Source organism: Bacteriovorax sp. BSW11_IV, assembly GCF_000447755.1.
Classification (GTDB): domain Bacteria; phylum Bdellovibrionota; class Bacteriovoracia; order Bacteriovoracales; family Bacteriovoracaceae; genus BSW11-IV.
This window is the reverse complement of the sequence record NZ_AUNE01000010.1, coordinates 128383-151577: the sequence shown is the minus strand read 5'-3', so window position 1 is coordinate 151577 and position 23195 is coordinate 128383. Positions and strand designations below refer to the sequence as shown.

The window sequence follows — 23195 nt, the reverse complement described above, 5'->3', positions numbered from 1 at the left end:
ATTATTTCACTAATGTGCTAGCGTCAAGTTCAAGTGACTTAACCATCGCTCTTAGACCATCATAGTCAGCGTCAGTTGTATCGATAATCCCTTCAACACTATAGATATTTTTAAAGATTTTTTGTCCAGCTTCTGTTGCGATAAATTTCTTAACGGCCGCGATGAACTTAGTTGTAACTTCTGGATCTAGATCCTTTCTGAATACAAATGGGTCGTTAGGAATTTTTTCAGTAATAGCTACGATTTTTACTTTTTCTTCAACGTCTGGGAATTGAGTCTTAACTCTTTCACGAGCGTCGCGAATTTTTCCTTCTTCTGAAGGAGCTGAGTAATAAGTTGCTCCACCATCTACTTGCTTTTGGTAGATCATAGTTACAACGTTGTCGTGCTTAATTGCGAAAGTTTGGTTTCCAAGAGTAACATTGTTATCTTTTAGAATTTTTAGTGGGAACATGTACCCTGAAGTTGATGAAGGGTCTGTGAAAGCGAATTTTTTACCTTCTAGGTCTTTTACGTCTTTGATATCGCTATCAACGTGAGCAAGGATTTGTCCTTGGTAGTAGTCATGGCCATAACGAAGAACTCTAAGCTTTGCAGTTGCTCCGTATTTCTCATTGGCCATTAGGTACCCGAAAGAGTTCATAACACCAATGTCAGCTCTTGCTGATCCGAATGCTTCAACTACAGCTACGTAGTTTGTAGGAATACCTGTTTGAAAGAATAATCCTGTTTCAGCTTCTAAGAATTTAATGAATTCTACTGAATTAGATGAGATTGTATCTGCATCTACTGATGGAGTGAAGTAAAGCTTCACTGGGTTGTTTTTTGATCCTAGTTTCTCTTCATTTTGGCAAGAAACACCAAGTGTAACTACCATTGCCATAAGCAATGCTGCTTTCAAACCTCTAAACATTTGTGACTCCCTTAAAATTTAGCAAGTTATCTTAATTTAAAAATTGCTTTTCATTACCATGATTTACTCAAAAGTTTTAGTCAGGATTTGCTTAAATTGCTCATTTTTTTAGTAAATATGTTCTTTTTTTTAGAGTAAGAACAATTTTTACACACCGCATGCGATGAATCTTATTGGGCCTGACAATTTAATCTGTGTATCCAGCTGCCCCAACCACTTGAGCGAATAGCAAATTTCTTAAAACATTTTTTATCTTTATTCGAATAAATCTCACAATGTTCTCTACCGCTTAAAAAATTTATGCCACTTCCCGTTTCGGCGTAGAGGTAGTAGTAGCGCGATGTCGTTTTACCAGCGATATGTCGCTTGCCGCGCTCAAGGGAAATTTCACCAGCGTTCTCAGTTTGTCCTGTAATTGAATTGTCAAAGACAAGGCGAAACTTCACTGCTTGTGAACAAGAGTTTTCAATAATCAATTGATCAAACTCTGGAGAGTTTGTTGGGTTAAAATTGTAGTGATCTTCTGTGAAATCATCTTGCTCGTCTTTGAGCCAAGCGTGAATTCTCTCTCTGTGATGATTTTGAAAAAACACGCCAGAATTAAATTTTTGTCCTGCGTAAAGTGAGAGACCTATGATGTCTTTATCTTTAAAAATTGGTGATCCGCTCATACCTTGGATGACGTCGCAATTGTGGCGTATGAGTCTGTCTTCAAAAAGAGTCATCGGGCATTGAGAGAATACAAGCCTATCCTTCAAATCTCCAAAAAGATCATAACCGTAGATTTCCCCGTTAAATAAAGATGTTCCGTAGTTCAGGTGTTCTTTGAAAGATGACCAACCTGTTTTCTTTCCAATATCTTCTTTTAGAAAAATAAGAGCGTAGTCTAAATCACTAATCCCTTTTTTTATGTAGAGATTGAGTAGGTATACTTTTACCCAGTCCATTGTGTGGTATGGGCGGTATTCGCGATCGAGTCCAGGAGTGAAAGAGAGGTCTTCGATCCATGTCTCTGTCTCTCTGTTGTAAACGCAGTGAGCGGCCGTTAAAACATGGCGGGGTCCAATTAGTACACCTGTACAATGTTCACCAATCTTGCCTATAGTACGGGCCGGAAAATAAGAGGTTCTTTTGATGCGAATAAGAGGATTTTGTCCCCCTGTTCCCATTTTCCCTGCATTTGTTAAGGGAGTGCTTAGATGAGGGTATTGACCATAATCGTTTGCATTAATGGCACTTGTGACTTGGGCCCACAGGTTTTGTGAAATGAGCATTGCCAAAATTGATATGATCACAAGTTTATTCATTGTTTTCCTGCGACTTAAAAAAAGTCTATCTTTTTAAAAACTTATGGCCCTTTATTTATAAAAATTCTCACTATTGTGCAAATGTTTCCGATATAAAAAATTAAGGGAGCAAAAAGATGCTGTTTTTGCTTTATTATTAATGCATGGCATTAAATATTAAACCCTTGTTTCCACTTGATCATCCTATTTATAGCAGACCTCCGGCCCCTAATATGGGGCTTCGGGCTGAATGTGAGGCATTTAACACTCAAAAGGACGAAAGAGAAAAAAGACCAGCTTTGGAATATTATCGTGCTTTAGATCATCTTTGGTTTGACTCAAGCTTATCTTTGAAAAATAAGAAGGAAAAAAAGCAGTATTGATGCTTTTGCTATGGTGGGGGACAATAGGGAAATGAAAATATTTTTACTCACCCTATTATGCTCACTTCCAATTTTCGCCGATACTCTACCTGAGTATAAATCTTCCGACAATGCAGGCATTTCCAAAGGGGAGCGCATTGATATGGTGGAGTCTTATATTAGTGCCCTTGGGAAGATGATGAATGAAATTTCAAGTAAAAAACTTCATGAATTAGAACAAGAGCTTAAAACTCTGAAGACTGAAATTGGGCAAAATAAAAATAAGAAATTTGAGGAGCTCATCAATTTGAAAATTTCTCAAGCACAAGAAGGGCTGAGTTTACAAATTCAAAATGAAGTTAAAAAACTTGAAGATCGACTACGTACAGATATGGTTAAAGATTACGAAGATAATAAAAAACTTTTAGAAAAACTGTTAGAGCGATTAGCGATACTTGAAAAAACTATTAATGATGTTTGATGAAAATGAGCAGGGTTTAATTTGGATTTTATTCGCAATATTTTAGTTCTTTCTCTCAATTATGAATGGGCCAATGAGCTTAAGGATATTCTATTAAAAAATCCTAAATTACGTGTTGATGTAGCAACGGGAAGAAATGCTGCTACAAAATGCATATCAGAGAAAACTTATCACGCCATAATTGTTGAAGATTCATTCGAAGAGAAAAATATTTCGATGATTCTAAGATCGTTAACGACTGCTAAACTTATAGCACCTAATCACATAATCTATGCTTTTGTAGACTTTGATTTTGCTAAAAAAATTGAAATACCATCAACTTTAGAATCAAAGTTTTGGATGTATTCGCAACCTATGCCTAAAGATGAATTCTCGGTTATTATCCAACGAATTCTTATGCCGCTTGAACGTCCAGGTGAGAAGAAGAGCTATGACAGAGAATTTGTTGAACTCTTAGTTATGTCGTCCCAAAAAACACTTCGTAAGCTTGGCGCCTTCACCTTTTTGAATGCTGGTCGACCAACGCTGCTTAATACCATGGGCAATCTCGATATAAAAATTCGCGGCAAGGTTATTATTAAGTCTCCTTTTTTTAAAGGCTCTCTTTTAATTAGTTTTCCTGAGAATACCTATCTCAATGTCTATGAGAAAATGACACAAACTAGGCCAGTTAAAATTACAAAAGAAAATGAAGATTTCGCAGGTGAAATTGCAAATATTGTTTACGGTCAAATGAAAAAAGTTTTAGAAGAGCAAGGTGTGCATCTAGATATGGCCATTCCTGTCTCTGATTTATCTGGACCTATTCGAAGTCAAAATCCTGTATTTGTCATTCCCATAGAGTCAGATTTAGGGCCATTTTTTGTGAAGTTGGCCCTAAACTACTATTAATCTAAAAGTCTTATATGAGGGTAGATAATATCTAATAAATCTATTCTCATATTCATTGTTTTAGCAATAAATGAATGGAAGAAAAGATTTGAAAGCTTCTTTTCTGTTTCAAGAATTTTTCCCATTTCCTTATTCGTAAAATCATCAGCATGAACACTATAGGGAATATTGAGCAATTTCTCTAATCTAAAAATAAAGAGTTTGCAGTGATCTTGTAAGTGATCTGGAAGAACTTTTTGAATATTTTTGAATTCGACTATGAGTTCTTTTCTAATTTTTCTATGCTTATCAAAAATAAATTGAAGCACTAAAAAATAGAACGTTGATATCGAATGTAGTGGCGTGTCTTTCAAATCCTCCATGGCCATCTGGATTTGATGATAGGAGTTATGAAAATCTTTTTTATCAAAGGCCACTTGAGCCGCCATCAAAGAACGATGTCCTCTTAATAAATGTTTTGGATAGTTCGGGGATTTTGATGAAATAATTTTCTGTTTTATTTCACGATCAAAACTGTGACTAATTTCTAAAATCTTTCCATCAAATACTTTTGGTGCCGCCCCTGGAATTGTAAAGAGAGAATCATGTTTTGTGTTCATGGCCACAACGCTAACACTACTAGGAGTGAGGGGGTCTAGAGTCATCTCTGGGTCTTTATGATAGTGTAAAGTTGTCACCATTTTTAAAAATTCAATGTCATTTTTTGTTTTTTTCTTTTGGTATAATTTAATTTTTTTATGGGCACTCTTAGTTCTTAAATCATTGTAGGATTCGATATTAAGAGGGATTTTTGAACTCGTATATTCGCAATCCTTTAGAGAATTGTTGATATAGAGTATATCTCCTTTGCCTAGTTGATGAATTTTATATTCAATTTGTTCACCAAGAAGATTCATTTCTAAAATCTCTGAACTTGGGAAGGCCATATTGATATTCCAAGATGTAATTGATGGATGATTTTTACAATACTCAATGGCCTCATCAATCGTCTTGGCATTATTTAAAAGATTTGTCGTCAGTTGAAAGATCGACTGACCTCTGTGATTAAAAATATCAGAAAATTTTTGGTGGATGGCCAGGGTGCGTCCGTCTTCAGTTCTCGTTGTAAGTGCTGGAAAGGGAAGTCCTGCTGTTCCAAAAGTAACGAGGGGTGTGTGGCCATCAAAACGGGATCTGACGAGTCGCTCATACTTGTCATAACTTCCTTGTAAGGGAAAGTCTAAGATTCTTATGTGAGTGATGCTTTCGTCTTCATTTTTAGTAAAAAAACTCGAACAACCAAGTAATGTACTCGGGATTCCAGGAATCCACTTTGCCATAAAACACATAAGCTCTGGTATAAGTAAACAATATTGTACTTCATTCTTTGGAAGATTGAGTCCTTCGGCATAGGCCATCAAATTTTCTTCGAAGTCATTACCACCTGTTGCCATAACTTCCAGTATTTTTTTGACAGCTCCCTCTATTATCTTCGTGGCCATTGGATTTGGCAGCGAGATCAGGGCCTTAATATGGTCAATGATAAATTTTGCCTCGTCTCGGTCTTTAAGACCTAGCTGGTAAAGGCCTTCTTCGAATGTTCCGAAAAGGTCTATGGTGAGGATTTTCTCATCCTTTGTCATAACTTCCTTTTATTAAGTTGAGGTAAAACCATGAATACGATTTTAACTCCTGATCTCTTTTCAAGCAATGAGGTTTTAAATGTGATCTTACTTTGTTTGGCGGCCTTTCGCGTATGGCTAGAGATTATTGGTTTCGATTTTCAGCATCTACCAATGACACGTGCACTTTCACAAAAGAATGGTGAAGTCGGTATGAATAACTTTCATCGAATGGGTTTAGTTTTCAGTATTGGCTATATACTGTTTTTCGCCCCCGCTGTCTTTATCTAGGGCCTTTCCTTCATAAAGAGTGATGTTTGCCAATTCATGGGCAAACATCTCAGGTGCTTCAAGTTGTAACTCACTGCCTTTTTTACGTATATATACTTCGACTTTAATCTGTCTTTTATCTTCTCTAAGAATGAGAGAATGAAGTTGGTAGATCTTATTTAATAGCTGAGAGTCTTGTTTGCGTGACAATTGAAAAGCATCAAAGCTTTTAAGCTCTGCCCACATCTTGCGAGGCTCTGTTCTGCCTTTGAGCATCTTGCTTAGGCCCATGTAGATGAGTGGATCAGACTCAAAATTGTCGCCCATAAGAGCCAATTCATCTGGAATACCCGTCATATGAAGAATATCGAGAAGGTGATTCAACTTATAAAGACCTTGAATTTTTAAATCTTTGGGCGTGAGATCTCCCTCAAAAATAGAGAAGATCTTTCTATAGTCCTTAAGAAAAATTCCTGCAGTGAAAATCTTATTCTGGTAGAGCCAATCTCTCATAGCATCTTCATAGAAGTGTGGAGAGGCAGAAAGAATAAAAGGATGAAAACCTTTTTTTATATAATCTTTTAAAATATCGACACTGCGAGGGATTACGGGAAAATTTTCAAGGGGACTTGTTAATGAACGGTAAACTTCTTTAGTCGTAGAATATTTTGTATCAACAAGAGTTTTATCAAAGTCACAAATAATGATTTTTTTACCATTAGAAATATCTAATGGGATATAACTTCCAAGAATATATTCAAGTCCAGGCGTTTTTTTTGTTTCATAAATTTGCAGAACGCTAATCTTCTTGCGATCTTCTGTCGTCAGAGGAATTTTGAAATAAAAGTTTCCAAAAGAGTCTGATTCGTAATGTTTGATGTATACTTCTTTATGATTTTCATCCAGCGCCACCACTTTCATGGTAAAATCACTTGAGTTCAGAAGACGAAAAGACTGAATTGGAAAACGAGGTGTAATCTTATCGATATCGACCTTGTCTAGAATATTAGTCTCTTTCATTGTGACAGAGGCCTTCACTGCGATATGCTCTGCTGTTTTGATGGCCAAAAAATGAACGAGATGTGGTCTTTTCATAATGAAACTCTTCCTACATAATAGAATACTATATATTTAAACTAATTAAGCTCCACTTAGCAAGGTTAGGGGCACAAGGAAAAGTTTTATGGTTAAAATGCCGCTCATTCACCTTGAGTTCTTAGGGGAAGTCCCTCTCTATTTAGGGCTCGGAATCGAAATTGTGACAGCATTTTGTCTCGGTGCCTTAATTGGTTTTGATAGAGAGAAAAAAATGAAATCAGCTGGGATCAAGACAAATATTATGATTTGCCTTGGGGCCACTCTTTATACTTCGATGTCGATGCTCAACCAAAGTATGGCCGGAGGAATGTCCGATCCTAACCGTGTCGCTGCGCAAATTGTTAGTGGTATCGGTTTTTTGGGGGCCGGGGCCATTATTCAGGGGCGCGGCAATGTTATTGGTCTGACAACTGCTGCAACCATTTGGGTAGTGGCGGCCATTGGAATGACTGTAGGGAGCGGTTACCCGCTCATTGCAACTATCTTTACTCTTACTATTCTTCTTGTTCTTAAGAGTCTTGGGCCAATCTACAAGCTTTTTGAGACTAAGAAAGACTATAAGTTCTATCACCTTGAGATTCTCTCTCGTGGTCGTGTAAAGACTACCGTGACAAAAATTGTTCTTACATATCTTGACGAAATTTATCAGATGACTGAAGAAGTTATCGATGTCAGCAAGGATTCACGTCTTTTGAATATTTATTTCAAGCTTCACCCGCGTAAAATGCAAGAGCTTACAAAGGAAATTGGAAGCGTTATTCGTGTTGAAAAAGTTAAATTTCACGTTACTGATGCTATTGAAGAAGAAGAGGACTAACAGTCCTCTTATTTTTTTGCCACTGAAAAATAGAGGACACCGTCCTCAAATTTTCTCTTAATAGATCTAGAATCAACAATTTCTGGAATATCAAAAGTCTTAGACATTACTTCTGATCTTTTTGACTTATTTAATGAACCATCATCGCCTTCAACAGAGTCTGAGAAGTTGCGTGTGAGAGTCAGGGTAATTTTTCTTTCTTGGGCAGTTAAATTGACCGTTTCTTTTTCGTAAGAAGGAATTTCAAGCCCGAGAATATACTCTTTTCCCATATCTTTAATTTGCGGGTTTAGTTTTGTCACTTGGTAGAAATCATCATCTACTTTCTCGGTCTGGTTATCTTTGTACTTACCATATTTTGCTACAAGAGATTTTAGTTCAGTGTCGAATCTCTCTTTTACGCGAGTGAGTATGTCGTTATGGGCCTTGTCCATTTGAGCAAATTTTTGTTTAAAAGAAAGATCCTTTTGCTTCAATGTTTCCGCGTAGTGCTCCTCGACAAATTTGAGTTCACTCTGGTGAGATTGAACCCTTGTATCGAGTTCCATTTGATTTTTTCCGTCAATATAGGTGACTTTATCCAAATGATCTCTTTTTTGTGAGACGAGGCGATCGCGAAATTCTTTTTCTTCTTGGCGATGAGATTTAACGAATTGATCCTGTTGTGATCTTAGCTTTTTATTAGCATCTCTTGAGAATTCGTCACCCCTTATCTTGGCATTGTGAGCGACTTGTTTGATTTGTTCGTCAGATTGAAAAGTGAGTTCTTCAATTTGAGCAATACTTTGATCATTGATACTGACGGCCTTTTCACGGGCCTGCTCAAATTGTGTGGCGTATTTGTCGCGCCATACTTCATTCATATCTTCAATTTGGGATTGATTGATTGTATTTAAATTCTCTTTTTCTTTTTGAAGCTTAACCTGGTTTTGGGTGAAATCTTCTTTAATCTTTCCCAATCGGTCTTCTTTTTCTTGGAGAGTTTCTAATACCTTTGCTTTATTTCTCTCGTGGGCATCAGAGAGTTCTAAGTCTCCCTGGATTTTAGTGGCCTTTACTTTGTCATTATAAACAGTATTGAGATCTTTAATCTCTTTCTCTTTAGTTTGCACAAGCCTTTTTTGAGACTCATTGAGTCTTTTTAAGTAAGCATCAGTTGTTGTTTCTTGTGTAACTTTCAATGAACTTCCTTGTCCTAGAGATTGGCTGAACCTTCTAAGATTTTTGATTCTTCTAGAGGAGGATTGCAGTGCTCTTTGCTTGCTCCAGTGTATCCTCTACAGGTCCATGTTCTTAGTAGATCAATTGCAATGGCCTCATTACCTCCATGATAACTTAAATAGCTCACGGGATCTAGAGTAGAAGTGACAAGGTAATTACCTGTAGCGCTGAAGCGCTCCATCTTGCTTTTTACAAAGTATTGATAGACACGATATTCAGCGCTAGCACTAAAGCTTAGGAGTGAGAGAGTGAATAGACTAATGAAGTTGAGGTGCTTCATCGAGAATACTTCCTTCTACAAGTTTTAAAAATGTCTTCATGATGATATTTCTATCTTCTTCAGGCATAGAAAATAACACAGTTTTTTGTCTTTCTAGACTTCTGTGTTGGCCAAGTCTTTTGATAAGACTCTTTGCTTTTTCCTGTTGTTTTGCATTTAATGGCGTGTTGTTTTTTGCTAATTCAAAAAACCAAGAGTCGTCAAATAAAGGGTAGAATCCAGCTTTACCAAGTTCAACAAGTCTTTTAATCGATTCTTCGCGGTTCATAGAAAACATATTCAATTGTCACTCCTTCTTGATGACTATATTAAAATGTTAGCGATACATGCTTCCCAAGAGCAGGGGGAAAAAGTTTCACAGATTAGGATTTGAGCTACTTAGGTGCTTTGTAAGAAATTTTTATAAACATACCCGTCTCAAATAGTCGGGCATGGGTTCAATAATTTGATTATTCTGCTTTTTTTTGTGTAAAATAGAGAGGGATCAATTGAGGATCCGTAACCCTTTTTCGTCAAGGAAGATGAAGTGAAAAAGAAGATTTCCCTTGGGCTAATTGGCCTACTCTTAACAAACCATTCTTACGCATTAGTTGACTATAGTGAGTCTGAACCAAGTTCTGCACCAACTCCTGTAAAGCAAATTCAGGCCCGTCCTGCTCCAAGAGCAGTTAATACTGTGACAACACAAGCTGCTGGCCGATCAAACTATACGCCATCAGGTATGTTCTTTCTTCAAACCGAATATGGCTCACACAGTGTAAATGCAGGTGATAAAAAGGCCGATCTTCAAACGATGAAGTTCTACGGACGTTTTGAAACGAATTATAATATTTTTATCGATGCAACTTATACAATGTTGCAAACTAGTGATTCGATCCTGGCCGAAGATGGTGGATGGCAACAAGGTAATCCTCAAATTTTAGTGGGCCTAAATTGGCTACGCTTTGGGGCCCCTGCTGAAATGGCAAGTATTGATTTTATTGGTGGTGCTCGCATGTCATCTTCTTCAGAGCTTGGAAGTTCTAGGTTGGATAAGATTGTAGGGCTAGAGACGTCAAAGCGTTTTAATATGTTTGCTCTCGGTCTTGGCTATGAGTTGAACCTAACTGGAACAGCTAAAGAAGAGAGTGAGATGAAAATTGGTAATATTCATCATTTAAAGGCCAGCCTTGGTTGGCAAGCATCTCCCGATATTCGTTTCGCTGTTGACGGGGGAACTGTTACAATTGGTAGTGCCAATGAAAATGATACTGGCCTTGTTCTTTCAGAGGATGTGAAATATAGTTATGTATCTCCAAAGTTGAATTTAGGTTTAGGACCTATGGTTAGTCTAACTATGGGGGCGACATTCAGAACAAGACGCGCTAAGGATGAAAGTCAACTTATCGCTGCTAAATTATGGCATCTGCCAGGTTTATACGGAAACTCTCTCTTTGCAGGGCTGGAGCTTTCGATTTAGGAATTTATGAGCTTTCGTTTAGATACTCCCATATACCACTGTCATCATTGTAAGAAGATCCTCAAAGAAATTGGGGATCTTTTATTTGTAGAATCAAATAGCAATCGTAGTTTTTGTAGTGAAAAATGTATTGAAAAATACTTCGCGCCAATATCAGAGCATTATCAAAAAATAGTCTCTACATTGCGCAAAGATTTACATCTAGAAAATGAACTCGTTCTTAGTTTTAGTGATGATGTTCACTTTATGAATAAAACATGTTCAAGACCTGACGAAATATGGCGTCTCGATAATAAACTTGGCGATGAAGTGTTCACTCTTATTACAAAGCACACTAATGATGTGGGAGATTTTTATCATATCGTGATGTGTACTTTATTTGATAAATCTCCTGCTTATATTTTTATGGCCCAGGCCACGAGCTCAGAACATCTTGTGACACAATTTCGAATTGGCTCTAAGATTGAAAATGTAGAGGAGTACCTCGCAAGCAATGCCCAAGAAGTTGATTTGTCTGATTATGGCGTTGATGAAGAAATGTTAAATGAGCTAGATGTCAAAAAGTCTTCAATGCTTGCTGAACTTATGGTTATGCAGTTGCCTTCAGATATTCAATTTGAACAATTTCATCTTTATGAAGAATATTTTGAACCAACTTTATCGAACCCTGATCAAGTTTATCGTTTTAAAGATAATGATGGCGATACTATGTTTAGTCACATAAAGGCCCATGAGAAGAATGGGATAAGTTTTTATTATATTATTGTTCTTCTTGGATTTAAGAGAAATGACGGCGCTGGAGACTCTCTATTGCCAGTCATGTCGTTTCCAACACTAGATGGGCAGGTTTGTCAGAAGTATAGGCGAGGTGAGCTTATACGCGGAAATATGACATCATAAAAAAGGCCTTCATTAAGAAGGCCGTTTTTTTAAAATCTTTTGTAGAGGTATTCGCCTTTCGATTTGAAGGCCTGGCAATATGAGCTATTGTTGTAAAGCTCAAGAAATTTTGAACAATACATATAAGCATCTGGGGCCAAAACCCATTGGTAGAACGGAGTTCCATAGAAGTAGGCCTTGTCTTTAACAATCATGACACTATTCATTGTCAGACCTGAGTACTTGCCACTATCTCTATCTTTGAAGAGTGAAATCTTATAAAGTTTTCCAGCTTCACTGGCAACAAAACAACGTGGATTACCAATATAGAATGATTTCCCATTACTTTCATAAGTCGGGAAGATACAAATTTGGGCATCTGTTTGTGGATTTTTAATTTGGATATAAACATTTGTATCTGTCGCAGAAGAGCGGCAAACGTTATTTGGTCCAATATGAGTATTGCTTGAGTCTGAGTAATTTGTAGAGTTGTCAGTTGACCACGTACAGTGTTTTGCATCGTCTGGAATTGTACTTCCTGTTACATCTGTCGTAGAGCCAGTGTCTCTGCCACCACCCGTATCACCAGTTGTTGTTCCACCAGTGGAAGAGCCAGTAGTTGAACCAGATTGATTATTCAATGAGCTCATATACAAAGAGCGCTTATCTCTGGGAGCTTCACACGAGGCCATAAGTGTTGCAAAGATAATGGGAATAAATATTTTTTTCATTTTAAAGGGTCCCTTTTACTAACTACTAGAACTCTCATCGGATAATTATGACAGATAATTTAGAGTTTTTCTCATGTTAGTTGCTAAGTTGCCGAAAAGATGTGTTATGAAGGTAATATTTTTTCTCTTTACATCTCTAATAGTCGTCGCAACATTTGTGGTATTTTTAGTTTTTGCTCCTTACCACTTTTACTATGTCACCTTAAATGAAGGTCTCATTTCGGAGTACCTGACTTTAAAACGCCACGATTCTTCATGGCATAAAACAAGTGTGGAACTAAGTAAGGGTGGTGATACAGTCTTTTCTGAAAGTACTGATCTTTGGCGTGATTTTCATTTCTCTAATTTTAATTTGCCGTTTCCTCTTTTGCACCCATCATTGCTTGTGGTTCCTTACATCGACTTTGAAGGGTCGTATGATGAATTAGGAGCAAGATTTTTAGATAGAGGAGAGCAGGAGCTGGCCGAATTTCTCATCCTCCCAAGTGAGAGTTATGAGCTTACTCAAAAAAAGCAAAAACTCTTTGAACTTCCTTATTTTAGGGCCCACTTGAGAGAAAAGACACCGGCCCAAATATGGCAAGATATGTTTACTCTCGATCTTGATCTAGAAGGAAAAGGAAATAGAGATTGGACGACTTATTTACAAGAACTTTATAAAATTGATTACCGCGATCTTGTGTATAAACTGTATATCTTAAAAATGAGAGAGCATTATTTCCCCGTTAATACAGATAAGTTTGCCTTTTATAAAGATACAGGCGTGGCGATAATCGATTTAAAAAATGATGATGAAAGCTACAAAGATGAACTCTTTTTTATTTTAGAAAAAGACATAATTTACAAGATTAAATTTCGCTATAATGTTCACAATATAATGGGTGAAGTTGTGCGTGAGAAAATCTTGCAATCTATTCGCTACCAAGAATCTTCAGAAGACTCAACCAATGCAATCTATGCGCAGTACAAACAGTTAGAGTATGAAGAGCGTATCGATCAAAAGGGGATGGTGTACTTATATGCAGCTTGGTCACACGTTCCTAAAAAGAAAGAATTTTTGAAAGAAATGATTCGTTTTTTAGAGAGAGGGAAAGGAAATCAAGTTTATTTGCGCTCACTCTATGATTATGCATATAAACTTTACGGGACAAATTTCTCGCTTGATAAAGACAATCTGAAAGAAAGTAGTGAAGAGCGTTTAAAAAGATTAATTAAAAAAGAATCTGATGAAGAGTATGAGGCCATAGGCCGTGAGAAGTTAAATATTGACGATACAAAATTTGAAAATCGCGAACAAAAAATAGATTTTCTACTTCAGAAGGCGAAGGACAATAATGAGAATCTAGATGAAAAGGATAATGTCCTTAGGTCACATTGAAGATTTGTTAAAATCTCATTTCTTCTTTTGTGAAAAGTACTGGGCATACCGGTGATTCGGATGCCCCTTTTAGAGCAAGTGGAAATGCACTAAGAAAATATTCACCTTCAGGAACTCCATTTAAATTCAGACATTCTAAGATAATAGCTTTTTGAAAAAGAGTGTTATGTATCGGCCTGTCTTTGCTCTTTGGTGCAAAATCGGAAGATTTCCAAGATGTACCGTAAAGATTGAATTTTTCGTTGCCAATTAAATAGTCAGCAGCTTTTTGAGAAAGGATGAGAACATAATTGGGATCGTGAGTGCCCATGGGTGTCGTTGGCATATCCGCCACTGTCAGAAGTAATTTTTCAGGCACTTGTTCATGACCTTGTGCTTGTGAGAGAGCTTCCTTTAATTGTTCTAAGCTAACTTCCCAAATAACTACGCCTTGTACGTCGTCGCTCTTTTGCCAATGACGGCCTTTTAATTTAGCAACTAGTGCTTTCCCATAGAATACCTCTGGAGAGTTTTCAAGATAGTGATCCAATGTTCTTCCATTTTTTTTTGTGTGGGCCTCGAATTCCGCATGAGCAAGACTATGTGGATTCAATATATGAGAATCATAGTTCACAGGTGGGTGTTCCTCTACATCCATAGAGTAAATATTTACTTTTTTATAGGCCGAACCTTCATTCCAAAGTGCTGGCGTCTGCTCGGTAATTATGGGGCTAAGTATATAAGGCATAGATTGATTTTAGCTTATGAGTATCTAAAAAGACAGAAAAGAAAGACCCCAATCAAGGGGCCTTTGTCTTTTTATTTTGTAATTTCAATCGATTCAAAATGTGGTTGCAAGTCGAGTTTTGCACGAGAGCTCTCGATGAGTTTTAGACCCTGTGCAAGCTTAACGATAATAAACTTTGGTGCGGCATCAACACCACCCAGTTGATCTGCGATATTTGTGATGGTCTCTGCGCTTTTGATTATATTTTCTTTTTCAATTTCAAAAAGCCCTTTATCTTTTGCACAGCTAATTGCAAATTCAAGCGATTCACCAGATTCTATCAAAGCATCAGTATAAAGATTAAAAACTCTTGCGCTCTCTGTTCTCATAAGTTCTGAAATCGTTCTATCAAGTTTGACAGTCTGTTCAGAAATTTCGTGATGAATTTCATCCATAGATTTAAAATAGCATTTTGCACTTGAAATTAATCCTGCTTGTGAATTCATCGCTAAAAGTGCACTCGTAAGTAAAATAAGTTTTTTCATTGCTTATCCTCAATGGTCTTTCCCATTTCTAATTATTCATCACATCGAAAAAGTTTTACCGATGGATTTGTTTTTAATTCGTCAAGTTGAGTATAGTATTTTGGATTTTGAATATCGTCATAGGGGGCAATACAGCCCATTTCAATGAGTGACTTCAAGACAGGAACATGTTTTTTGATCATAAATTTAGAAGCACTAAGACACACTTTTCCATCCGCAATAGAGCTAGAAATATCCGATAGGGTCGCCGTCATTTGTCCAAGGGCAAGGCCTGCCATTGTTGGGAGTGTCCACGCCATGGCCGCAACACATTTGGCATCATCAACCATTGGCCTATAAGAGCGGTGAGCTAGTTCTGTATCAGCAAAGCTATTGATCGATAAAAATATCGTTGTGATAAGGATTAGTTTTCTCATTTCGACTCCTGTTCCTAAATATTGATCAGAAGCAGAATATCAAAAAATTGAGGTCAAAGAATTTTCTTTGATTAGTCCTAGTAATGTTTTCTAAAGTGTTTAAAAACTAGACAAGAAGAAGAATCAAAACTCAAGACAGGCCTTGTTTTTGGCCGTTATTTCATATCGAATGGGGTTGATTTAAAGTAGAGCTTTTGCCAATTTTGAGTTTGCAGGGCCTGTTTATTATCAGGATTATCCCATGACGGATAGACTCTAAGGCCTCTTTTTCCTTCTTGTTTAGAAGTTATAATTTTCTTTTCTATAAGAATGTTCTTGGGAAAGAGAAAGTGGCCAGCGAATTGATCTTTCTCACAGTTGATAACAACAAAGTCAAACTCGTCTTTTTCATCAAATGGGCAAGTCATACCTTCGCGATTTCTTTTCCACAAGGTCACAAATTGTCCAATTTTCTTGGGAGTGATTTTGGCCTTTCTATGAATGTATTTTTTATTATTCAAAATAAATTCATATCCTTCGTATTCATTGGCCTCAGGATGTTTTTGATATGATGTAATATTGCTTTTTGTCATTCAGCTAGTGCTTTTTGTATAAAGTATGTTGGAATATTATCTGAAATAACATTTAAAGAATAGCCCCAAATGGGGTCTTTCGATATCGCTGTTAGCGAAGCAATGTGAGTGAATTTTTTTTGTCTTGCACAGTTGTGCAATGTTGATCAATGGCCATCTTTAGATGGCCATAAAAATCTGTATATTTACGGACAACCTTTAATAAGACCCGCAGGGTATTTCTTACAAATGGTTGCTGCTGCACCGCTATTCATTGTATCTAATGATCTGCGATTTTTAGAGAGTTGTAAAAATAGAATAGTTGCTAAAGTGTGCTCATCAGTGCCTTTCTCAAGCCTTCCTGCATATGTTGTAACGATTCCTATCTGATAGTTCTTATCACCCTCTACTTCAGTACAAGGAATTTTGTCTTCTTCTGCACAATTATATATTTGAGCTACTAGTTCACCTAGTTCCTCTGTACTAAAATTTATTGGACTAGGTAAACGTACCTCTTTATTGTCACTTCTAAGCTTTACTGCATCAGCAAGAGGTCCCCCAAAAGTTGTGAATGAAGATAAAATTGCGACACATAGTAATAGTTTTTTCATGAGGGTTTCTCCAATATTTTGATCTAACGGTTTATTTGTCTAGTTAGTCATATTTTGCCAGAGATTGTGATCGAGCAGGTGTTTTTAGAATTATTTTCACGCCCCTGTTCGAAAACTAACAGCCAACTATGATTTCAAGACTTTGCCAAAATATCATTCGTTTTTCAGTTTCATTTTTTAATCTTGTAACAGGGGACGAAAAATTGTTTTTTCTTTTTGAAGTATTTCAATAAGCACGTCTTCTTCTGAAGATTCAAATGTACCTATATATTGCCATCAGTGCGAATTAATCAGAGAATCCAATTTATAACGCGGATAAGAGATATTTGTTAATTGTAGAAGGAGAATCGTTTGAAAAATGGTGCCCGGGACTGGACTTGAACCAGCAAGCTCGCGCACACGGCCCTCAACCGTGCGTGTTTACCAATTTCACCACCCGGGCATAGAAAAAGACCTTCAATGAATGAAGGTCTTAAGTAAAAAATAATTTAATGAAATTCTAGCGCGTTGGCAATTTTTTTTTTATTTTTTCGTGACGTAAGGATCGAGTTCCCCTAAGAGAAAGCGCATACGTCGAGTGGTGTCTTCAAGTTTTGTGGTTTTCGCTTGGAGTCGTTCAAAGAGAAAGATTCCAGTGTCTTCTTTGGTGGAATTATTTGAGAGTTCAAGTTCATTTTCCTCTTCATCATCTTCAATGAAGTTTAAATGCTCATAGTCAGAAAACTCATTTAACAGATCGTTTAGTGGATCATCAATGAGATCTTCGGTATCAACGGGAAAATTCTTTGATGCTGGAAACATCACAAGGTTCGCACTAGCTGTGTTCTTTTTTTCTAAATCTTTCATGTCCTTCCACTTTTAAAATGAGCAATGAGCTCTGTCCGAAATTCATAGTGCATACGATGTGCCAAAACTAAAAGAGCTAACTCTCTAATATTGCGAGATGGTGACTAAAGGTCACTGGCCATCTTTTTGACAGTATGTTCAATTAAGGTACAATTTTCTCTTTTAAATTCAGAGGCTTAGGGTGTTATTTTCTAGACACCCCCTGTATTTTCTACCTACTACCACCACACTGTTATGCGAGGGATAATAAAAGTCTACTTTCCCAGGGAGGGGGCAGTGACAGAACCAAAATGCATGAAGTGTAAGCACTATCAAGTCACCTTTGATCCAAAGGCACCTAGAGGCTGTAAGATCTACGGTTTTCGCGGCCCTCATATGCCTTCTGCCGTTGTTAAACGAGAAACTGGGCAAGAGTGTCAGGCCTATGAACCAAGAATTGTAAAACAAGGCCCTAAAGAGCTTGATCTCAATTCTGACGATCTTTGGTAATTCGCTTTTCTTTTTATTTATTCATATGAAAAAGGAATCAACTATGAACAAAGTTTTGATTGGAGCATGTTTGCTTCTCACCCAAACCAGCGCGTTCGCTCTTTTTGGTAAAAAGGCCAAAGAACCAGAAGAGTTAACAAAGCTTAAAAAAGCTACTCATCAAGTTTCTGAGTACCAAAGCTTTGATGAAATTTCTCGTATTACTCCTGTTCCTTCAAAATTCAGACTGGGCCTTGGCGCCATTATTCGTATGGGCGTTTTTCGCTCACAAAATATTAACTATGAAGTCGCAACTCCAGATGAGTACAATAAACTTGAAAAACAAGTGGCAACGTTCTTTGATCATCCAAGTGCACTTCGTTCTTTAAAACTTGTTTCATACGCAAGACAACTCAATGCGAATAGTCCTTATGACATCAATACTTTTCTACCTTATTTTACTCTCAGAGATGAGAATGCGCTTTTTGCTAATGAGAAAACTGGGCCTGCGGCCGTGGTAAGTGACTCATTTAAAATAAAAGGTAAAGTTGAAGGAGAAGTAGAATATATCACACCAAAAGGTGAGAAAAAGCATGCCATGGCCGAGTACAAAGCAAGCTCTTTACCACAAACAGGAGTCATGCTTTTATTTGATGCCGATTTCCTATCTGTTCAAGAGCTCATTGCAAGACCTAAGGAAAACGTCCTTCAAGATGTAATCCTTCATGAATTCACTCATATTTGGCATAACGAACTTTTATCTGAAAGTAAAAGAATGGAAAGTGTCTATGGTTCAAGTGCGACGGAAAATGGTCACGATGCCATGATCGTATCAAATCCTTATCTGGCCTTTGGCGAGGGATTGGCGGAAGGACTTGAGGCCATTTATGGTACAGTTGCCGTTCAGTATGGGTTATTGTCAAAAGAAGAAAGAGAGCAGTTCTTTGGTCGCTTTACACAAAGAGCGAGAAAGGGATTAGACTTTCTTGTGAACAGACAAAGCTATATTCGTCGCAATAGTTATCTATACAATTTGTATGATTATAATAATTGTTCACTCAGAAAAAATGATTCCATCAATGCGGCCAACATGGATATGACTCGTATTTATGATTATTATAATTGGGAGAAATTTCAATCGAAGTTTTATTCTGATGAAAACATGGCCTCGACAACTTATTTAATGGAAAACTGTGAAATTGATTCTCCTTCACGTCTTGAAAGTAAAGAAGGGTTTATTGCAACGATTATTTATAATCTTCTTTATTCTGGCGCTATGGTTGACGATAAAAAATTAGAATTAGGTGAGAGTGTTTCTTTTAAAGGTCGTAAAGGACAAGAGGCATTTAGAAAATTTGTGGCCCTCGATGAATCTTTATTTGATCTTCTAAATCAAAATAAGGCCCGTAATTTGGCCTCTGATAATTCTAATTTAAAAAATGCTGAAAGAATATTTTTACAAAGTTTTAGAGGGCTTGTTTTAGCGATTAAAAAGTCTGAGGCCATTCGTTTGTCTGATCTTGTTGGATATCTCCTTTCAAGTAAAGATGTTTCAACTAACGTTAAAATGAAAGTTGCCTATCAATTGATGAAAGTGACAAAAGGCTCATGGTTTATAAAAAAGGATCAAGCTGATGAGGTGTTTGCGGGTTATTTTAAAACACCTGCTCTCATTAAAGAAAATTTGGCCTCTATTCAAGAACATCTAATTAGAATGAGCGATGATGGTCGATTAAAAACTGTAATGGGAACAATGAACTCAACTCCTGATATCATCGTAACTTTCCCGAGTCATTTCTATGGGCTTCAAGCTGCACGTCGAATTAATGTGAATGCTGCTTATCACATTGATTTAATCGATATGTTTGGCGTTGCAAATGAAAAGCTCACAGCTCTAGCTGAAAAAATGGCGAAGGGTTTTGTTTTTAAAAGCGAAAAAGAGTTTGTCGAATTTGCTGATACTCTTGGAAAGAAAGATATTGCTATGGCGATGTTGAAGCTTGGAAGCACAGGTCAAAAAGAGGCCTTAAGCATTCGTAAGAGTGGTCTAAAAGTAAAAGTTATCGATAAGCAAAGTTTATAAGAATCACTTTCGAGGGGGGTTAGAGAAATCTAACTCCTTCCATATTATAGTTTAATGGTCTAGCTTTCGCTTCTGGTAAGTTTTTATTCAAATCACGTACAATTTCACGACAAATTTTTTCAATATTTTCCTTTTGCTCTTTAGTAAGTTTTAAATTCTTGTCAGCCGCAATAATTACTTGGACAGGTCCATCTCCAAGTTTTGCAGGCATCACTGTTGCCATTGTGAGTTGTTTAACAATATTAGGATCCACTGAAGAAGAAGAGAGTCCTTTAATTTTTTTTCTAAGTCCTTTTTCAATCAATTCACCATGGGTTGCAAGTTGAATTCTATCATCTTTGACAACACTTGGAGGGATGAAGCTTAAGCGAAATTGAGATGGGTTCTTCTTTGCTGCAAATACTCTTGTTATTTCTTCCTGGTCTAACAGTGAGAGGCCTTCTTTCACACTTACTGCACAATCATCACCACTGCATACGATATCATGAGGAATCCCTTTTCTTTGAAGTACATCTCGCATCGTAAGATCAAAATCTTTTTTGATCGAATTAAAAGTCGCAGTAATTTCTTGTTCGCCTTGTCTAATCTTTCTAACTGCATCTGCAGCACTTGCGTTGGCATCTAGTTTCGCAAGGTCATAGGCGACTTGTTTAATGTTCTCTGCACCCATTCCTGTTACGTCGGCCGTAAGTCCTCCGGCCTGGGCGCCATCAAGGTTCGCAAATTCTCTTTTCTTTATCCAAAGGCCTGGCGTGAGCTCATTTAGCTCTTTGACATAATTATGTAAATTTTCGATTTCTGTTGCAGTTAACTTTAAATCATATCTTTTAGTGAGATCTTTTCCAAATTGTTGGTAATCATCAGCACCGGCCGTTGTTGGTAATCTTCTTATTTCATCAATAAGTTCTGAAGAAAGGGTATATTTCTTAGTGCCAGGAATATTTTCTAAGAAACCTTTTTCTCGCAGTCTTGTATTTGCTTGAATCTGACTTTGAATGCTCTCAATTCCTTGGAGTTTCTGTTTGATATTACCTTCGATTTCTGAAAACGTAGTAATTGATTTATTATCTCGATGGAGTTTTCTGGCCTCTTTACTGGCGGCGCCTGCTTCGTCGGCCGTCTTGCCTAGACCTGCTTGAAACCAAATAGCAGGGTTTTCTGTCAGTGGAATTACGTTGAGACTTTTGACCATATCAGCGTATTTCTGATTGGCATTTTTATAGACACGATTTAGATCTTCTATGAGTGCTTTTTTAGTTCTCTCATCTATATCTTTTGGCAAAAAAGAGTAACGAAGTGATTTGAAGTCACTGTAAATTTCAATATCAACTTTTGGGTACTTTGCTAACACGCCTTTCATTTCATTGTGTAAGATATCTTTATGAAGATTTGTCAATGAAGTTACTAAGTCTTTGTCGGCAAGAGAGTCATTTAATCTTTTTAGTGCGCTGTTTTCCACATCAAAATATAAACCGCCTTTGTTATTTAAAGCGTTATCAATCCAATTTGCATTTAACGTCTCAGTTGTTAATTCAAATTTTCCATATTGAAATTTTAGATCATTACCACTCTTAACATTTACACGCTTGAAATTATTCTCACGTATAAGCGTCATCTGGTGACGATACAAAGGGTCTTCAATATGGGGACTTGTAATAGGTGTATCTTTTACGATTTCACGAGTGGCCTTTCTCGTAGTCGTTACAGCTTTTCCTAAAAATTCACCACCAACTGCAAGTGGTGCCATTAGTAGTGTAAGCGTGAAGTCATCAGTTCTTGCTTTAATTTCTGATGCGCTCTTTAGACCGGCATTATATAGCTGAGTATCGTCGGCGAGTCTTTTATTGCTAAGATAGATACTTGCCCCTTCTCCAATTAAGGCAACTCCTGCTACACAACCAAAACCAGCTGTGAGAGCGCATACACCACCTCCAACAAGAGCACCTGCTGCGAGCGTGAGATCAGTCTTTAGCTCATCGTAAAAAAGTTTATCTTTGAATTCTTGTGCCATGTCACAAAGGTATTCGGGTGGACCATGTTCTTTTAGAAAACTTTCAACCATTTGTGTACCGGCCACGAGTTGATAGAGTTCTGCATCAGTATAGGAATGAATATTTTTTTGTGTTTGTTCAATATCTTTTTTTGTTTTATTGAGCGTATCTAATAACTGTTTTTTTATGATATTATCTGGCTCATCTCCACGAAGAGATAGCGAAGTGAGAAGAGGCATTTGTGTGGCCATCTTCATATATTCATTATTGATTTCACTTCTAATATTTTTAAGTTCTTTTTCTCTGTCAGATTTTATAGTATTTGCAAAATATCCTTCACATGAATAGGGACCACCAGACTTTTTGAATGTGTAGTTATTCTGCGTGTCTTTTTCGATACATTTATTTTTTTCGAAATTTTTGGCCATCCAATTTTGTTCATGGGCCTTGATAAATGTATTTTGGTAGTAGTCGAGTTCTTCTACTTCTTCTTTTGAGAGGCCTGGGACACGAGTTTTTCCAATCTTGTGGGATAGGGAATTCGTGTATATTTTTGCAGGACCATAGCTGTGAATGGGGGAGCTTGAGAGGGCCATTAATTTTCTAATTTGAATTAGACCATCTTTTGTCCCGTTGATTAATTTTTCATTAAGGGCAGCGCAGTTGGTGTCACTTTTTGCATCTTTGAGACAGCGTATGACTTTTTCATTTTGCTTATGTTGTTCGTTCAATGCGGCCAGGCCATACTCTTTTATGGCCAATAGAAAATTCTTTTTAAGTAATTTTGCCGAAATAGCTGAAGTGTCATTAGAAAGCTTATTTAAAGAAGATTCTTGAGTGATTTCACCCTTAGTACACGTTAGGTAATAATCTTTTTCATCATCTTTATTGAATTTTTCGCAGGCCTTGAACTCATACTCATCATTGGCCTCAATTATATGTTCGGCCCTCTTCTTTTGAAGTTCTCGTGTTTTTGAACGCGTTTGACCAGCGCCAAGGGCCAGGGCGTTTATGGTGATGGTCAAAAAAATTAAAACGATGGTTTTCTTCACAGGCATTCTATCGGTGAATAATTGTACTTTATTATAAGATATGTTGCCGATATCACTCTAAGTTTGTGAATTATAAGAAATATAAAAATTATTTATTGTTAAAACATATGGCTACATAATAATCCTAAGCAGATATCTATGATTTTATTGTTAATGGGAATTTTATTTGGCAATTTTTGGAAATTTTAACAATTATATAAAATTGAGAAATAAACGCAAAAATTGAACTCTAAGCTTTTGCATTTTCTTTATTTCTGCT

The 23195-nt window shown here is 36.9% G+C and carries 25 protein-coding genes and 1 tRNA gene; 10 read left to right on the top strand and 16 right to left on the bottom strand.

Translation table 11 applies throughout. From position 1 onward, the window contains the following. Window position 1: 1 nt before the first annotated feature. Together M899_RS03710 and M899_RS03705 are read right to left on the bottom strand one after the other, a co-directional pair. Window positions 2-913, bottom strand: coding sequence for a phosphate/phosphite/phosphonate ABC transporter substrate-binding protein (locus M899_RS03710; RefSeq protein WP_021270005.1), 912 nt, complete (start codon window positions 911-913; stop codon window positions 2-4). Between the two features lie 170 nt (window positions 914-1083). Next, complete coding sequence (locus tag M899_RS03705; RefSeq protein WP_021270146.1) at window positions 1084-2220, bottom strand: trypsin-like serine peptidase; 1137 nt, start codon at window positions 2218-2220, stop codon at window positions 1084-1086. Between the two features lie 143 nt (window positions 2221-2363). Here M899_RS03705 and M899_RS03700 point away from each other — a divergent pair, with 143 nt between their 5' ends. From M899_RS03700 to M899_RS17450, 3 genes are read left to right on the top strand one after another with little or no spacing between them, the layout of a single operon-like run. After that, window positions 2364-2582, top strand: a complete 219-nt coding sequence (locus tag M899_RS03700; protein ID WP_021269965.1) for a hypothetical protein — start codon at window positions 2364-2366, stop codon at window positions 2580-2582. A 31-nt stretch (window positions 2583-2613) separates the two neighbouring features. Next, the gene (locus M899_RS03695; protein ID WP_155897070.1) at window positions 2614-3042 is read left to right on the top strand and encodes a hypothetical protein; all 429 of its coding nucleotides are present in this window, start codon (window positions 2614-2616) and stop codon (window positions 3040-3042) included. Window positions 3043-3063: 21 nt separating this feature from the next. Next, on the top strand, window positions 3064-3933 hold the full coding sequence (locus M899_RS17450) for a chemotaxis protein CheX (protein WP_021269970.1): 870 nt from the start codon (window positions 3064-3066) through the stop codon (window positions 3931-3933). On the opposite strand, the gene M899_RS03685 is transcribed toward M899_RS17450, so the two are convergent. Continuing rightward, window positions 3930-5555 carry a hypothetical protein gene (locus M899_RS03685; RefSeq protein WP_021270098.1) on the bottom strand — a complete coding sequence of 542 codons (1626 nt, stop codon included), beginning with the start codon at window positions 5553-5555 and terminating at the stop codon, window positions 3930-3932. The two genes, M899_RS17450 and M899_RS03685, sit on opposite strands and share 4 nt — an antisense overlap. 30 nt (window positions 5556-5585) lie before the next feature. Between M899_RS03685 and M899_RS18315 the strand changes: the two genes are divergently transcribed. Beyond that, window positions 5586-5825 carry a hypothetical protein gene (locus M899_RS18315; protein ID WP_155897068.1) on the top strand — a complete coding sequence of 80 codons (240 nt, stop codon included), beginning with the start codon at window positions 5586-5588 and terminating at the stop codon, window positions 5823-5825. Here M899_RS18315 and M899_RS03680 read toward each other — a convergent pair. Then, the gene (locus M899_RS03680) at window positions 5772-6899 is read right to left on the bottom strand and encodes a phosphatase domain-containing protein (RefSeq protein ID WP_021270149.1); all 1128 of its coding nucleotides are present in this window, start codon (window positions 6897-6899) and stop codon (window positions 5772-5774) included. The genes M899_RS18315 and M899_RS03680 overlap by 54 nt on opposite strands. 88 nt (window positions 6900-6987) lie before the next feature. Here M899_RS03680 and M899_RS17445 point away from each other — a divergent pair, with 88 nt between their 5' ends. Then, entirely contained in the window at window positions 6988-7719 is a 732-nt protein-coding gene (locus M899_RS17445) for an MgtC/SapB family protein (RefSeq protein ID WP_021270012.1), read from the top strand. Between the two features lie 8 nt (window positions 7720-7727). On the opposite strand, the gene M899_RS03670 is transcribed toward M899_RS17445, so the two are convergent. The 3 genes from M899_RS03670 to M899_RS03660 are packed head-to-tail and all read right to left on the bottom strand — an operon-like array spanning window position 7728 to window position 9503. Continuing rightward, the gene (locus M899_RS03670; RefSeq protein ID WP_021270059.1) at window positions 7728-8900 is read right to left on the bottom strand and encodes an Hsp20 family protein; all 1173 of its coding nucleotides are present in this window, start codon (window positions 8898-8900) and stop codon (window positions 7728-7730) included. A 14-nt stretch (window positions 8901-8914) separates the two neighbouring features. Beyond that, entirely contained in the window at window positions 8915-9220 is a 306-nt protein-coding gene (locus M899_RS03665; RefSeq protein ID WP_021269932.1) for a hypothetical protein, read from the bottom strand. Beyond that, entirely contained in the window at window positions 9198-9503 is a 306-nt protein-coding gene (locus M899_RS03660) for a hypothetical protein (protein WP_155897066.1), read from the bottom strand. The genes M899_RS03665 and M899_RS03660 overlap by 23 nt, the downstream gene beginning before the upstream one ends. 243 nt (window positions 9504-9746) lie before the next feature. Here M899_RS03660 and M899_RS03655 point away from each other — a divergent pair, with 243 nt between their 5' ends. Continuing rightward, on the top strand, window positions 9747-10679 hold the full coding sequence (locus M899_RS03655; RefSeq protein ID WP_021269938.1) for a hypothetical protein: 933 nt from the start codon (window positions 9747-9749) through the stop codon (window positions 10677-10679). Window positions 10680-10685: 6 nt separating this feature from the next. Further along, window positions 10686-11579 (top strand): hypothetical protein, encoded by an 894-nt coding sequence (locus tag M899_RS03650; protein WP_021269987.1) that lies wholly within the window; start codon window positions 10686-10688, stop codon window positions 11577-11579. A gap of 29 nt (window positions 11580-11608) precedes the next feature. Here M899_RS03650 and M899_RS03645 read toward each other — a convergent pair whose 3' ends face one another. Then, a complete protein-coding gene (locus M899_RS03645) occupies window positions 11609-12289 on the bottom strand; it encodes a hypothetical protein (RefSeq protein ID WP_021269964.1) in 681 nt (226 codons plus the stop codon). Window positions 12290-12395: 106 nt separating this feature from the next. Between M899_RS03645 and M899_RS03640 the strand changes: the two genes are divergently transcribed. Then, on the top strand, window positions 12396-13667 hold the full coding sequence (locus M899_RS03640) for a hypothetical protein (RefSeq protein WP_034727690.1): 1272 nt from the start codon (window positions 12396-12398) through the stop codon (window positions 13665-13667). A 7-nt stretch (window positions 13668-13674) separates the two neighbouring features. Here M899_RS03640 and M899_RS03635 read toward each other — a convergent pair whose 3' ends face one another. From M899_RS03635 to M899_RS03605, 7 genes are all read right to left on the bottom strand, one after another. Further along, on the bottom strand, window positions 13675-14394 hold the full coding sequence (locus M899_RS03635) for a hypothetical protein (protein WP_021270050.1): 720 nt from the start codon (window positions 14392-14394) through the stop codon (window positions 13675-13677). 71 nt (window positions 14395-14465) lie between these two features. Then, complete coding sequence (locus M899_RS03630) at window positions 14466-14918, bottom strand: hypothetical protein (protein WP_021270133.1); 453 nt, start codon at window positions 14916-14918, stop codon at window positions 14466-14468. Between the two features lie 32 nt (window positions 14919-14950). Beyond that, the gene (locus M899_RS03625) at window positions 14951-15334 is read right to left on the bottom strand and encodes a hypothetical protein (RefSeq protein ID WP_021270030.1); all 384 of its coding nucleotides are present in this window, start codon (window positions 15332-15334) and stop codon (window positions 14951-14953) included. Between the two features lie 155 nt (window positions 15335-15489). Further along, a complete protein-coding gene (locus M899_RS03620; RefSeq protein WP_021270109.1) occupies window positions 15490-15906 on the bottom strand; it encodes a MepB family protein in 417 nt (138 codons plus the stop codon). Window positions 15907-16091: 185 nt separating this feature from the next. Next, the gene (locus tag M899_RS03615) at window positions 16092-16496 is read right to left on the bottom strand and encodes a hypothetical protein (RefSeq protein ID WP_021270116.1); all 405 of its coding nucleotides are present in this window, start codon (window positions 16494-16496) and stop codon (window positions 16092-16094) included. A 359-nt stretch (window positions 16497-16855) separates the two neighbouring features. Next, window positions 16856-16938: transfer RNA gene (locus M899_RS03610), tRNA-Leu, on the bottom strand. 80 nt (window positions 16939-17018) lie between these two features. Further along, window positions 17019-17342 (bottom strand): hypothetical protein, encoded by a 324-nt coding sequence (locus M899_RS03605; protein ID WP_021270129.1) that lies wholly within the window; start codon window positions 17340-17342, stop codon window positions 17019-17021. A 276-nt stretch (window positions 17343-17618) separates the two neighbouring features. Between M899_RS03605 and M899_RS03600 the strand changes: the two genes are divergently transcribed. Together M899_RS03600 and M899_RS03595 are read left to right on the top strand one after the other, a co-directional pair. Continuing rightward, on the top strand, window positions 17619-17831 hold the full coding sequence (locus tag M899_RS03600) for a hypothetical protein (RefSeq protein ID WP_021270111.1): 213 nt from the start codon (window positions 17619-17621) through the stop codon (window positions 17829-17831). A 43-nt stretch (window positions 17832-17874) separates the two neighbouring features. Continuing rightward, window positions 17875-19893, top strand: a complete 2019-nt coding sequence (locus M899_RS03595; protein WP_021270042.1) for a hypothetical protein — start codon at window positions 17875-17877, stop codon at window positions 19891-19893. 19 nt (window positions 19894-19912) lie between these two features. On the opposite strand, the gene M899_RS03590 is transcribed toward M899_RS03595, so the two are convergent. Continuing rightward, on the bottom strand, window positions 19913-22936 hold the full coding sequence (locus tag M899_RS03590) for a hypothetical protein (protein WP_034727685.1): 3024 nt from the start codon (window positions 22934-22936) through the stop codon (window positions 19913-19915). Window positions 22937-23195 lie beyond the last annotated feature (259 nt).